Origin of the sequence: Nocardia sp. CC227C (assembly GCF_030767025.1) — a bacterium.
In the GTDB taxonomy this organism is placed as follows: Bacteria; Actinomycetota; Actinomycetes; order Mycobacteriales; family Mycobacteriaceae; genus Nocardia.
In genome coordinates this window covers 289,413-302,227 of record NZ_JASITE010000005.1, presented here as the reverse complement: position 1 = coordinate 302,227, position 12,815 = coordinate 289,413, and the positions used below count along the sequence as shown (strand labels likewise).

Annotated in this window: 13 protein-coding genes; 6 read left to right on the top strand and 7 right to left on the bottom strand. The window is 67.2% G+C overall.

What is annotated here, in order from left to right:
* Window positions 1-53: 53 nt before the first annotated feature.
* The 3 genes from QMO76_RS12480 to QMO76_RS12470 are packed head-to-tail and all read right to left on the bottom strand — an operon-like array spanning window position 54 to window position 3,250.
* Window positions 54-629, bottom strand: coding sequence for a VOC family protein (locus tag QMO76_RS12480; RefSeq protein WP_306361402.1), 576 nt, complete (start codon window positions 627-629; stop codon window positions 54-56).
* Window positions 629-2,656 (bottom strand): NADPH-dependent 2,4-dienoyl-CoA reductase, encoded by a 2,028-nt coding sequence (locus QMO76_RS12475; RefSeq protein ID WP_306361401.1) that lies wholly within the window; start codon window positions 2,654-2,656, stop codon window positions 629-631. Before QMO76_RS12475 ends, QMO76_RS12480 begins: the two co-directional genes overlap by 1 nt.
* Window positions 2,657-2,674: 18 nt before the next feature.
* Window positions 2,675-3,250 (bottom strand): PadR family transcriptional regulator, encoded by a 576-nt coding sequence (locus QMO76_RS12470; RefSeq protein WP_306361400.1) that lies wholly within the window; start codon window positions 3,248-3,250, stop codon window positions 2,675-2,677.
* A 134-nt stretch (window positions 3,251-3,384) separates the two neighbouring features.
* Between QMO76_RS12470 and QMO76_RS12465 the strand changes: the two genes are divergently transcribed.
* A complete protein-coding gene (locus QMO76_RS12465) occupies window positions 3,385-4,755 on the top strand; it encodes an MFS transporter (protein ID WP_306361399.1) in 1,371 nt (456 codons plus the stop codon).
* A gap of 36 nt (window positions 4,756-4,791) precedes the next feature.
* A complete protein-coding gene (locus tag QMO76_RS12460) occupies window positions 4,792-5,475 on the top strand; it encodes a phosphoribosylanthranilate isomerase (protein WP_306361599.1) in 684 nt (227 codons plus the stop codon).
* Here QMO76_RS12460 and QMO76_RS12455 read toward each other — a convergent pair.
* The 3 genes from QMO76_RS12455 to QMO76_RS12445 all read right to left on the bottom strand — a co-directional run bounded on the left by QMO76_RS12455 (window position 5,360) and on the right by QMO76_RS12445 (window position 8,378).
* The gene (locus tag QMO76_RS12455; protein WP_306361398.1) at window positions 5,360-6,295 is read right to left on the bottom strand and encodes a DMT family transporter; all 936 of its coding nucleotides are present in this window, start codon (window positions 6,293-6,295) and stop codon (window positions 5,360-5,362) included. The two genes, QMO76_RS12460 and QMO76_RS12455, sit on opposite strands and share 116 nt — an antisense overlap.
* Entirely contained in the window at window positions 6,292-7,608 is a 1,317-nt protein-coding gene (locus QMO76_RS12450) for a hypothetical protein (RefSeq protein WP_306361397.1), read from the bottom strand. The genes QMO76_RS12455 and QMO76_RS12450 overlap by 4 nt, the downstream gene beginning before the upstream one ends.
* A gap of 149 nt (window positions 7,609-7,757) precedes the next feature.
* Window positions 7,758-8,378 carry a TetR family transcriptional regulator gene (locus QMO76_RS12445; protein ID WP_372341964.1) on the bottom strand — a complete coding sequence of 207 codons (621 nt, stop codon included), beginning with the start codon at window positions 8,376-8,378 and terminating at the stop codon, window positions 7,758-7,760.
* Window positions 8,379-8,577: 199 nt separating this feature from the next.
* On the opposite strand from QMO76_RS12445, the gene QMO76_RS12440 reads away from it, so the two are divergent.
* The 3 genes from QMO76_RS12440 to QMO76_RS12430 are packed head-to-tail and all read left to right on the top strand — an operon-like array spanning window position 8,578 to window position 11,169.
* A complete protein-coding gene (locus QMO76_RS12440) occupies window positions 8,578-9,654 on the top strand; it encodes a ferredoxin reductase (protein ID WP_306361395.1) in 1,077 nt (358 codons plus the stop codon).
* A 15-nt stretch (window positions 9,655-9,669) separates the two neighbouring features.
* On the top strand, window positions 9,670-10,818 hold the full coding sequence (locus tag QMO76_RS12435) for an acyl-CoA desaturase (protein WP_306361394.1): 1,149 nt from the start codon (window positions 9,670-9,672) through the stop codon (window positions 10,816-10,818).
* Window positions 10,819-11,169, top strand: a complete 351-nt coding sequence (locus tag QMO76_RS12430) for a hypothetical protein (protein ID WP_306361393.1) — start codon at window positions 10,819-10,821, stop codon at window positions 11,167-11,169.
* 54 nt (window positions 11,170-11,223) lie between these two features.
* On the opposite strand, the gene QMO76_RS12425 is transcribed toward QMO76_RS12430, so the two are convergent.
* On the bottom strand, window positions 11,224-11,940 hold the full coding sequence (locus tag QMO76_RS12425) for a DUF4254 domain-containing protein (RefSeq protein ID WP_306361392.1): 717 nt from the start codon (window positions 11,938-11,940) through the stop codon (window positions 11,224-11,226).
* 175 nt (window positions 11,941-12,115) lie between these two features.
* Here QMO76_RS12425 and QMO76_RS12420 point away from each other — a divergent pair, with 175 nt between their 5' ends.
* The gene (locus QMO76_RS12420; protein WP_306361391.1) at window positions 12,116-12,718 is read left to right on the top strand and encodes a hypothetical protein; all 603 of its coding nucleotides are present in this window, start codon (window positions 12,116-12,118) and stop codon (window positions 12,716-12,718) included.
* The last annotated feature ends 97 nt before the right edge of the window (window positions 12,719-12,815 follow it).

Below are 12,815 nucleotides of genomic sequence, written 5' to 3'. Positions count from 1 at the left end.
GCGTACCCCATGAGTTACCCCCGCCTCACGAGATCAGCTGTCGCGTCTGCGGTCTACTCCTCCATGAACGCGATGCCCCACTGCGCGTGGCCCCGCCAGATACTGGCGATGCGACCACCCTGGACCGCCGGTTTGGGGTCGCCGATGGGGCCGCCCGCGGCGCGTACGGCCGTGACCGTGGCGTCCAGGTCGTCGGCCATGAAGGCGATACCGGCCAGGGCTCGGGGCAGGCCCGAGGTGACGACCTCGATGAAGGCTTCGCCGACGCGGTAGAAGGCCATTTCCGGGCCGTCGGGGCCGCGCGGGTGGAAGCGGCGGCGCGGGGGCGCGCCGAGGACCGCGTTCAGATCCTCGACCGCCTTGTCCAGGTCGGGGACCCAGTAGACGATGTGGTCCACCCGGGTCACGCCGTTCGGATGCGGTGGTGCGTGCGGTGCGTCCGTCGTGTCCAGCAGGGCCGGGACGCCCAGCAGCGCCGGATCGGCGTGCACCTCGTCGAAGCCCCAGGCGGGTTCGCCGAAGGTGCACGTCACCTGGCCGATGCGCACGATGCCGTCGGTGACAGTGAATCCCATTGCCGCCCAGGACCGCTCGTCGCCGGGCAGACCGAGGCGGGTCAGCAGCGGCATTACAGCGCCGCCGCCAGGCGGGTGCCCTGTTCGATGGCGCGTTTGGCGTCGAGTTCGGCGGCCAGGTCCGCGCCGCCGATGAGGTGCACCCGCACGCCCGCCGCCCGCAGCGGCTCCTCCAGCTCCCGCACGGATTCCTGTCCGGCGCAGAGGATCACGTTGTCGCATTCGATGACGCGCGGCCGCTCCCGCTTCTCGCCGAAGCTGATGTGCAGGCCGCGATCGTCGATGCGCTCGTAGTTCACGCCGCCGATCTGCTCGACACCCTTGGCCTTCACCGCGGCACGGTGCACCCAGCCGCTGGTCTTGCCGAGCCCCTTGCCGAAGGACGAGGTTTTGCGTTGCAGCAGCACGACTTCCCGGGCGGCGGGGGAGGGTTTGGGGGTGGTGACGAATCCGCGCACGTTCTCGTCGTCGGTGACGCCCCACTCCTCTTTCCACTCGTCGAGCTTGAGGCTGGGATGCCCTTCGACGGTGAGGAATTCGCTCACGTCGAAGCCGATGCCGCCCGCGCCGATCACGGCCACCTTGGTGCCGACCGGCTTGCCCTCTCGCACCAGTTCGGCGTAGGTGAGCACCTTCGGGTGGTCGATGCCCGGAATCCTCGGGACGCGCGGCCGCACGCCGGTGGCCAGAACGACCTCGTCGTAGTTCCCGTCGATGAGCTGCTCGGCGGTGGCGCGGGTCTCCAGATGCAGACGCACGCCCGCGACCTCGATCATGCGGGTGTAGTAGCGAATGGTCTCGTTGAACTCCTCCTTGCCCGGAATGCGCCGCGCGATATCGAACTGGCCGCCGATCTTGTCGTCGGATTCGAACAGGTCAACGTGGTGGCCGCGCTGGGCCAGGCTGACGGCCGCGGAGAGTCCGGCCGGGCCCGCCCCCACCACGGCGAAGCGCCGGGTGCGCCGGGTCGGCAGCAGATTCAGTTCGGTTTCGCGGCCCGCGCGCGGATTCAGCAGGCAGGAAACGTGTTTGGCCTGGAAGGCGTGGTCCAGGCAGGCCTGGTTGCAGGCGATGCAGGTATTGATCTCGTCGGCGCGCGCCTCCTGCGCCTTGACCGCCCAGTCCGCGTCGGCCAGCAGCGGGCGGGCCAGCGAGATGAGGTCGGCGTCGCCGCGGGTGAGGATCTCCTCGGCGGTCTCCGGCATATTGATCCGGTTCGACGCGCACACCGGAATGCTCACCACGTCCTTGACTTTCGCCGTCCACTCGACGAACGCGGCACGCGGCACCGAAGTGACGATGGTGGGCACGCGGGCCTCGTGCCAGCCGATATCGGTGTTGATGATGGTGGCTCCGGCGGCCTCCACATCCCGTGCGACAGCGGCGATCTCGTCCCAGGTCTGACCGTTCTCCACGAAATCGGCCATGGAGAGCCGGAATACGATGATGAAGTCCGGGCCGGTGGCCGCGCGCACCCGCTCGACGATCTCGGCGGCGATGCGGCGGCGGTTCTCGGAGCTGCCGCCCCACTTGTCCTTGCGCTTGTTGGTGCGCGGCACCAGGAACTGGTTGATGAAATAGCCTTCACCACCCATGATCTCGACACCGTCGTAGCCCGCGAACTTGGCCAGGTGGGCGCAGCGCGCGTAGTCGTCGATGGTCTGCTCGACGCCCTTGGACGACAGGGCGCGCGGACGGAACGGGTTGATCGGGGCCTTGATCGCGGAGGCCGACACACTGCCGGGCATGTACGAGTAGCGGCCCGCGTGCAGGATCTGCAGGGCGATCTTGCCGCCCTCGGCGTGCACCGCCTTGGTGATGGCGCGATGCCGGTACGCCTCGGTCCTATTGGTCAGTTTCGCGCCGAAGGGCAGCAGCCAGCCGGTGCGGTTGGGGGCGTAGCCGCCCGTGATGATCAGGCCCACACCACCTTTGGCGCGCTCGGCGAAGTAGGCGGCGAGCTTGTTGGTGTTCCACGCCCGATCCTCCAGGCCGGTGTGCATGGAACCCATCACCACCCGGTTGCGCAGGCTGGTGAAACCGAGGTCGAGCGGTTCGAAGAGGTGCGGGTAAACACTCATCGCTGAGCACTGCCTTTCTCAGGGCGCGGGCGACGGGGCTGTGTCGCCTCGCGGGTCCGTGTCCCGCCGCAGGGCGGCGAGGATTTCATCGCACCAGTCGACGAACCCCTCCTCGACGCGGATGCCGCCGCGCAGGACGAGGTACTGGTGCAGAGCCGTTCCGGAGAGCCGATCCGGTGCGGAGAAGTCCTTCTTCTCGAAGGCGCGATACAGCTCCAGCCGCTGGGCGTGCTGATCGCGCAGCCGGGCCACCTCGGCGCAGAGCGTCGGGATGTCGCCGTGCGAGGCGGCGCGCAGTTTCACGCCCAGCTCGTTGCGCATGGGACCGATATCGAGGGGTTCGGCGATCCAGCGGGTGAGTTCGGCCCGCCCGGCGTCACTGACCGTGTACACCTTCTTGTCGGGTCGTCCGTCCTGCACCACGGCCTCGGCGCTCACCCAGCCCTGCTCTTCCATACGCTTGAGGACGCGATAGATCTGCTGGTGGGTGGCGTTCCAGAAGAAGCCGATGGATTTGTCGAAGCGACGCGCCAGTTCGTAGCCCGAACTGGCGCGCTCGGTCAGCGATACCAGCAACGCGTGTTCGAGGGCCATGCGTCGAGGATAACTGCGACAATATGTACTATGCAACTCGGTGCATAGCGGGGTGGGGTACCGCCGCATGGCCGCCCCGTGAACGGTGGCGTGTTTCCCGCCGCCGTTTCCGATTCGTCGCATACCCTGCGCTGATGGCGGAGGTTTCGGGACAGGCGACGGTCGGGCAGGCCAGTGGCCGCGGGCAGGTGGTCGCGTGGGGTATGTGGGATTGGGGTTCCGCGGCATTCAATGCCGTGATCCTCACCTTCGTCTTCTCGGTGTACCTCACCGACAAGGTGGGCGAGAATCTGCCCGGCGACATCTCGGCGAGCGCCTGGTTGGGATGGGCCTTGGGAGCGGCGGGGCTGGTGGTCGCACTCACCGCGCCCGTGAGCGGCCAGTGGTTCGACGCCGCCGCCAAACGCAAACTCTCCCTGGCGATTCTGACCGGCATGACCGTGCTGACCATGTCGCTCATGTTCTTCGTGCGCGACGACTATCACTATCTGTGGCTGGGTCTGGTGCTGCTGGGCTTGGGCTCGGCGTTCTTCGAACTCGCTAACGTGCCCTACAACGCCATGCTGCGCCAGGTGTCCACGCCCGCCACCGTGGGCCGCGTCTCTGGATTCGGTTGGGCCATGGGCTATTTCGGCGGCATCCTGCTGCTGCTCATCTGCTATTTCGGCTTCATCAGCGGTGACGGCGATTTCCGCGGTCTGCTCGGCGTTCCCACCGACACCGGCCTGAACATCCGCCTGGTGGCCGTGCTGGCGGCCGTCTGGTTCGCCGCCTTCGCCCTGCCGGTGCTGTTCCTGGCTCCGGAGCTGCCGCGCACCGACGCCGATCCCGGTGCGGCCGTGCGGGTTCGGACCGGTAACAGGCTGACCGGTTGGTGGCGCGCCCTGCTCACCTCGTATCGGGTGCTGTGGCGGGATCTGCGCGAGCTGTGGCGCGTCGACCGCCGTACCGTCGGTTTCCTGCTAGCCAGTGCGGTTTTCCGGGACGGCCTGGCCGGTGTCTTCACCTTCGGCGCGGTGCTGGCCGTCAATGTCTACGGCATCGCCGACGCCGACGTGCTGCTGTTCGGCATCGCGGCGAATGTGGTCGCGGCGCTCGGCGCCGTCGTCGCGGGTCGCTTCGACGACCGCATCGGCCCGAAGGCCGTCATCGTGACGTCACTGCTGTCCATGATCGTCTGCGGCACCGCCCTCCTCGCGGTGTCCGGCCCCCTCATGTTCTGGATCTTCGGCCTCCTGCTCACCGTCTTCGTCGGCCCCGCCCAAGCCTCCGCCCGCTCCTTCCTCGCCCGCCTCGCCCCACCCGGCCGCGAAGGCCAGATATTCGGCCTCTACACCACCACCGGCCGAGCCGTATCCTTCCTGGCCCCCACCCTCTTCGGCCTCTTCGCCTGGGCCTTCGACGCCGACCGCGCCGGCATAGTCGGCCTGCTGCTGGTACTGATCATCGGCCTGCTGGCCCTGCTGCCGGTGCGGCCGCCGCAGCGTGCGGAGGAACAACGCTGACCGTCGCAGTGTTTGGGTAGAGTAGCCAAGGTGACCATGCGTGCGAAGATCTGCGGAATTCGCTCCGAGAACGATCTGCGAATCGCAGTGTCCGCCGGTGCAGACGCCATCGGGTTCATCAGTGGCGTAACGCATTTCAGCGAAGACGCGCTCGATACCGAAACGGCGGCCCGATTGTCCGGGCTGGCCCCGCCCTTCGTCACCCGGGTGCTGGTGACGCATCTGGAGGATGCGGCAGCCATTGTCGATCTTGCCTGTCGCATCGGAGTGGACGCTGTCCAGGTGCACGGTCTGGTCACCGATGAAACTGTGCGGCAGGTCAGGGAGCTGGCGGGTGGGCTGAAGGTCCTTCGAGCTGTCCATGTGACCGGACCCGAAGCCGTCGATGTGGCGCGGCGGGTCGCGGTTGATTGTGACGCGATTCTGTTGGATTCACGGACGGCCGACCGTCTCGGAGGAACGGGTCGGACGCACGACTGGTCCATCAGCGCGGACATCGTGCGCGCTCTCGACGGTTCGCAGTGCGTGGTAATCCTCGCGGGCGGGCTGAATCCGGAGAATGTGGGCGACGCGATCGCGACTGTTCGCCCGTTCGGTATCGACGTCAACAGCGGGGTCGAGACCGAGACCGGAGATAAGGACGAGAGAGCTTGCGCGGCCTTCGTCGCCGCCGCTCATCGAATGCCGTATCGGTTCGGACCTGCACGGCCACGGCCGTGAGTACCAAGCCTCCGGCCACCACGGTCGCCGTGGTGAGGAGGGTATCGGTGAGGACAGCACCGATGATCGCGGCTGCCACGGCTTCATTGAGTCCTAGGATGCCGGCTGTCGTGGCGTCCAGCGTCCGAAGCGCCCACCAGTAACAGGCGAACCCAGGACCGAGCAGCAGCGCCCCGATCGCGACGAGTTGTGCGGTCGCCCACCCGGAGGACGGCGCTGCGGCGATCGTGAGAGGCAGCGCGAGAATCGCCGCCAGCAGCAGCTGTAGCCCGGCAGAAGCCAGTGTCGCGCGCTGTGCCGCGTGTTCGGCGACCAGCGTCACGAGGCCCGCCACACAGGCCGCGCTGGCCAACGCGAGTACGCATCCGGCGACGACAGCGGTGGTCCCGCGGGAGTCCGTCCGCCCCACGGCGACGAGGCCGATCGCCGCGCCGACCAGCGTCAACTCGGCCAATACCGCTATCCCGAGGGAGCGTTTTCCCCGTAGGACCTGCGACACGATGAGGATCATCGGTGCGGTCAGATGCAGCGCCACGACGACCGGGAGTGGTCCCAACCGCAGTGCTGCCACATAGAAGGCGAGGTTCGCGGTCTCCAGCCCGCCGAGGCAGAGAAACAGGCGACGGTCCGCGCGGAAGGTCCGCCACGGCGCCTCCCCGCGGGCCGTGGCTACGCACAGTAGAGACAGTGCGCCGCCGACGGCCACCGGAGCCGCTGAACCGATGCCGGGTGCGGAGACCACCGCCAAGAAGGCGCTGGAAGCCCCCCACAGAGTCGTCGCGACGACCATCAGGACAATCGCTCGTCTACTGCCGATCACGAGAGCAGGAAGGTGACAATCGGCAGCACGACAGCCGTGTAGGCGGCGAAAACGGCTGCTGCGATCCGCCCATTGGGCACGCTCGGCAGTCGCGTCGAGATACCTGCGAAGGTTCCCAATGCCACGAACAGGACGCCCCAGACGACGAGTGCCCGGCTGCCGGCTTCGCCCAGATCGTCGGCGAACGCGACAGCGAGTAGTGCGATGGTCAACCCGGAAGCACCGCCGACCGCGAGCAGTGCGGCACCGGCGTGGCTGTTCATCACGAGTTCCCGACCGCGGGTGGATATCAACCGTTGCGCATCCGCGTGGTGGACCCCATCGGCACGGCAGACCAGATCGAATACCTTTGCGGTATTGATGCTTTCGTTCAGCGACGTTCGGATATTCGTCATGGCCTCCAGCGCCTGCGTGGTCGCGTAGGAGGTTACGAACCCCGACATGGATGTGCGGAAACCACCGTGCTGCGCGTGTTGGCGCGTCGTTTCCTGAAGGTCCAGAAGTTCGGAGAGCGCTTGCCGGACGGCCGGATCGAAAATGGTTCGCGGATCGGCGGCCACTACCGCACCAACCGAGAGGTGGAGGGTCAGATGACGCCACGTCTCGGCCTGGTTGTCGCGTTGGAATGCCTCCTCGCCGATATGTGTCTCCTGGCGGCGTAGGCCGGCGAGAATGCGTTCCACCGAGAGGTCCCGGGCCCGCTCGAACCGTTTACCACCCAGCGACGAGATTTCGGGCCGAGCCAGTGTCGACGCGATATGTGCGCATGCGTAGAGCGGTTCGACGCGGGGGTCGCGGGCGAGCGTTGTCGAGACCAGGAACTTGATACCGCGCTCCGCCGAGCGCATGAAAACGTCATTCGGCTGACTGACTCCGGTCAGCGCCTGCACAGCCGTCGCGGTCGCGGTAACCGATATCGGCCCGACTCGGCTGGACATTCGCCACCCACCGCTGTCGGCATCCTGTTCGGCGACGAGAGCGTCACGGCACGCGGTGATATCGATGTCCGCGGCGTCGACCCCGAGGCAGCGCAGACCCCGGATCTTCCAGGCCAGGTCGATGGGTGCTTGGAAGGCCCAATCGCCGCCTTCTTCACGATGCACGACGGCGCGGCGAACCAATCGGGAAACCTCGTCGACGCGCGGCACCCGGCGGCGTGCCGTGGTGAGCGCACAGACGACCTCGGCGGTGTTCTGCGGGTTCGGCGGCACGTCGGGTACCCACCCCCACCCCGCTCCGCCTTGACTGTCAGGCATCTGATTGCGAGTCAGCCACCCGGTCGCAGCACTGATCCGTTCGTCGAGACTCGACATTTCCCCTCCGCGACAGCCATCCATTCACCTCATATCAATTGGTGGGCAAAGGATTTCACATCACTGTATCGGCAATCGATTGATCGGTCGGAGAAATTCGGGTGCGAACCTGTGAGTTCACTCGCCGCATGCCGGCTCACCGGTGGGTGTCACGGCCGCCAGGCGGCCATGCCGAGGGAGATCAGGCGGACCTGGCGGATGGCGGTGTCCACCAGGTGCGGGCGGTCGCGGGGGGCGGCGGTGATGTAGTCGGCTATGCGGGCGGCGACGGTGGAGACTATGAGGTCGGCGGCCAGTTCGAGGTCGTCGTGGGACCAGGTGTCGAGGGCGCGGATGCGGGAGAGGTCGACCACCAGTTCGCGCACTATGAGCTGTAGTTCGACGGCGATGGCGCCGCGCAGGGCCGCGGAACCGCCGTGGCGTTCGCGGAGCAGGAAGCCGTAGAGGTCCTCCTTGCCGTCGACTTGCTCGAAGACGAAGCGGACGGTTTCGGCCAGGCGGGCGTCGGGGGTGCGGCGCAGTTCCCGCAGTGCCAGGCGGAGTTCGCGGACGCCCTGGTCCACCAGGGTGGCGCCGAGCTCGTCGAGCGAGGAGAAGTGCCGGTAGAAGGCGGTCGGCACGATTCCGGCGGAGCGGGCGATCTCGCGCAGGCTCAGGGCGGCGAAACCGCGGTCGGCGGCGAGGGAGAGGGTGCCTTCGAGGAGAGCGGCGCGGGTGCGTTCCTTGCGCTCGACTCGGGTAGCTGCCTGCTCGCTCACGTCGATGAGCATACATGCGTTCACATTCAGTTCCTTCACGAGATGTCGCGTGGGTCACACGAACTGCTGGTTGCACTCGAGGGTGGGTACTCGGCAGACTAACTCAGTGTACAGATGTGCACCGAAACGTTGGTGAGCTAGCGCGGTCGGTGCACAGCAAGATCGACGGGGCGCGCCGAGGCGAACTCGGTGACGCGACAGGAGGCCCGCAATGGTTGGACTGCTCGAGCTCGTGCAGACACTCACCAGCCCGCACCCGCTGGACCGCTACCTCGAGCTGGTGCGCCCGACCCTGACCGTGCGCGACATGCGCGCCGAGATCACCCACGTGCGCCGCTATCCGGGGCCGGGCAGCGCGGAGGGTTCGGTCACGCTGACCCTGCGGCCCACCCGGCAGTGGACCGGACACCTCGCGGGGCAGTACGTGCAGATCGGCGTGGTCATCGACGGGGTGCGCCACACCCGCTGCTATTCACCGGTGAATACGCAGGGCCGCCGCGACCGGCATATCGAACTCACCATCAAGGCCCACCCGAACGGCCTGGTCTCCCGGTACCTCAACGAACACGCCATCCCCGGCATGGTGGTGGACCTGTCCCCGGCGGCCGGTGTGTTCCACCTGCCGGAACCGCGCCCGGACAAGATCGTGCTCATCAGCGGCGGCAGCGGCATCACCCCCGTGCTGTCCATGCTGCGCACCCTCACGGCCGAGAGCTACGACGGCCAGGTCGTCTTCCTGCATTACAACCGTTCTCCGGAAATGGTGCCGCACCGCAGCGAACTCGACGCCATCGCCATGCAGCACGGCAATGTGCGTATCGAGCTGCTGTATCCGGAACGCGATCCGGGGCACCGCTTCTCCTACGACCAGCTGGAGGAGTTCGCCCCCTGGTTCGCCACCGCGCAGACCTACCTGTGCGGCCCGCCCGCGCTCATGAACGCGGTGCGCAATGTCTACGAGGCCGAGCAGCTGGCCGACCGCCTGCACAGCGAGGAGTTCACGCTGTCGGTCGCACCGGCCGATCCGGATGCCGCCGAGGGAGAGCTCACCTTCTCCGGCAGCGGCGTCACCGCCGCCAACTCCGGCGCGACCCTGCTCGAGCAGGCCGAGGCCGCCGGACTCACCCCCGAATACGGCTGCCGCATGGGGATCTGCTTCTCCTGCACGGCGGTCAAGACCAGCGGTTGCACCCGCAACCTGCGTACCGGGGAGCTCGACAGCGACCCGGATCAGCCCATCCAGCTCTGCATCAACGCCCCGGTCGGGGACGTTGACATCGCCATCTGAAAAGGAGGGTTCGTCATGGCGATTCTGACCGAAACCAAAGAAGGACCCCTGGTCCTGTCCGCCGAGCAGGTCGAGGAGATCGGCCGCGAACTCGACGAACTGCGCGCCCGTATCGTCGCCGATCTGGGCGAGCGCGACCGCGAATACATCTACAAGATCATCAAGGCGCAGCGCGGCTTCGAGATCGCCGGGCGCGGCCTGATGTACCTGGGCTTCCTGCCGCCGTTCTGGCTGGCGGGCGTGGCCGCCCTGGGCGTGTCCAAGATCCTCGACAATATGGAGATCGGCCACAACGTCATGCACGGCCAGTACGACTGGATGCGTGAACCGGGCCTGAACTCGCGGGTGTTCGAGTGGGATACGGTCTGCCCGGCCGACCAGTGGAAGCACTCGCACAACTACATGCACCACACCTTCACCAACATCCACGATATGGACCGCGACATCGGGTACGGCATCCTGCGTATCGACGAGGGCCAGAAGTGGAACCCCTACTACCTCGGCAATCCCATCTACGCCTTCTGGCTGATGGTGCTGTTCGAGTGGGGCGTCATGCTGCACGACCTCGAGGCCGAGAACATCGTGCAGGGCAAGCGCAAGTGGTCGGATATCAAACCGCTGCTGATCGGGCAGTGGCGCAAGTCCGGACGGCAGGTGCTCAAGGACTACATCGTCTTCCCGGCGCTGACCGGACCGCTGTTCCTGTCCACGCTGGCGGGCAACGTCACCGCCAACCTGATCCGCAACGTGTGGGCGTTCTCGATCATCTTCTGCGGGCACTTCCCTTCCGGCGTACAGACGTTCACCAAGGAGGAGACCGCCGAGGAGACCCGCGGTGAGTGGTACGTCCGGCAGATGCTGGGTTCTGCCAATATCACCGGCGGCAAACTGTTCCACATCATGTCCGGCAACCTGTCGCACCAGATCGAGCACCACCTGTTCCCGGATCTGCCCGCCAACCGCTATCCGGAGATCGCGCCCCAGGTCCGCGCGCTGTGCGAGAAGTTCGGCCTGCCCTACAACACCGGCCCGCTCGGCAAGCAGATCGGCTCGGTGTGGGGCAAGCTGTTCAAGCTGGCGCTGCCGGACTTCCTCGTCAACAAGACACCGCAGCCGGGTGTTATCGTCATGCGGCGGGGGAAGCCGAGCGAAGTGGGCGTTTAGATGATCGGAAAATTCGAGAGCAACAAGGATCTGATCCAGGAATTGACGTCGTCGGGCGCGAAGCACGTCGGCAATATCGCGAACATCATCACCGGCACCGTGGCCGAGGTGACCCGCGAGATCGGCGACTGGATCACCGACGCCATCGAGATGCGCGAGGCCGCCGCGGCCGCCGCCCGTGACGCCGAGGCACAGCGTGTCGCCGAAGCCGACGGCGCGGCGGATGTCGGCGATGGTGTCGGTCCCGATGCCGACGCTGATGTCGCTGCGCCGCAAGACTTCTCGCCCAAGCGCGAACAGGCCGGTGACGTCATCGACGCCGAGGTCGTGGTCGAACCGCGCCAGCGCTGACGCGCGGCGCGGCCGTGGGCGCGGGGAGAAGGCAGCCGGTCGTCCCCGCGCCGCTCACCACACCGGCAGCCGTCGGCGGTGCTCGGCCACGTCGGTGATCAGATCCCGGTAGCCGTCGGCCAGCTCGGCCAGGCGGTACCAGAGCAGATGCGTCTCTCGGTCGACGCCGCGTCGGCCTCCGCGCCGCGCGGCGTCTTCGCCGTTCTGCGCGGTGTGATCGTTGCCGTTGCGGCGGGCGGGGTCGTCGCCGCCACGCGGGCCACCGTCGCCGATGTGGATCGGGGGTCCGTCACCGCGGTGCGGTCCGGTGCGCGGCCGGGGGCGGCCGTCGGCGGTGGGCGGCCGGGAGGTGCGTGTCGGCATCCCCAAAGCCTGTTGTGCCGCAACCCATTTCGCTGCCATGCGATCGATGACCGCGCCCAGGGTCTCGGTGTGCAGCGAGGCTCCGTTGCGATGCGCGATATTGGCGGCCACCCAGGTGTCGATTCGGCCGACGAGTTCCGCGCGGCGGGCGTCGATATTCTCCACGACCTGACTGCAGTGTGCGACGCGGCGCGGGGTGGCCCCGCTGGCGTGCGCGGACTGTTGGGCCTGGTGGCGGCGTTCGTGGCATTGCACCAGCTCATGGGCGGCGTCGAGGACGTCGCGGTCCGGGCGGTCGGCGGCGACCGGTTCGCGGAAGGCGCGCAGGAGGGTGGCCGGTGCGGGTAGTCGCGCACCGGACATCGGTATTTCTTCCCCGAAAACCGCTGTGCCGTAGTCGGTTGTCATACTTCCGCCCTCGACTGTCCGTGGTGTTGGATGCGCCAGGGCCGAGGGGGTTTCGGGGAGGGGCGCCCCTCGGCTCCGGCGCAGCCCCGCATGCCGGAACGCACAGCCCACCACTCAAACGACACGGTGAAGAAACCGGGAAATCCGCGACGATGCGATGAGAAGACTGTCCGAAATGCGGGACATATTCAGGTTGGCCCGCCCGTCGGAGACGCGCAACCAGCGGGCGCGCGATTCGGGAAGCTGCCGGGGAATCGTTATACACCATTACGGGACGGTCACATGCGGGGTGCGGTTCGAGGCGATTCGACACCTGGACGCCGAGCTTGCGGGTGCGGGTGCACCACCCGCCGGAACCGGCGGCGCGGGCGGTCCGGTGATCGCCAGGCGCATCGACGGCAATCCGCAGGGCGTGGCGACCGGATCGGGCGGGTCGGCGGCGATAGCCTCGATATTCGTGCCAGCATACGTGTCCTCGCCGGAGCTGACCTTCGGTTTCATGTTCGCCCTGGAAGACCCGGAGCGAATAGCGGAAGTGGTGCGCACGCTCATGGTTCGCCGGACCGTATCGGTGTTCCGGCTCGCGCACCTGTCCACCGACAACGGCCCGCCGGAGCGCTATGTCGTCAACTGGGCCGCCATTCCGCAGATCTCCATCACCACCGCCGCACCCGAGCCGGACGAGCTGCGCTCCACGTCGACGATGCTGGTCAACGCCTTTCTCGGGGAGGACGGCGAGGTGAGCCTGTATTCGTCCGGAGCGCAGCCACCGCGATAGTCGCGCATCGGCTTTCGTTACGGTGACACTACCCACAACGGGTCTCAGCGATCTCTCAGCTACCGACCAGTGCGCTGTAAGCCTGCGTCGGCAGTGT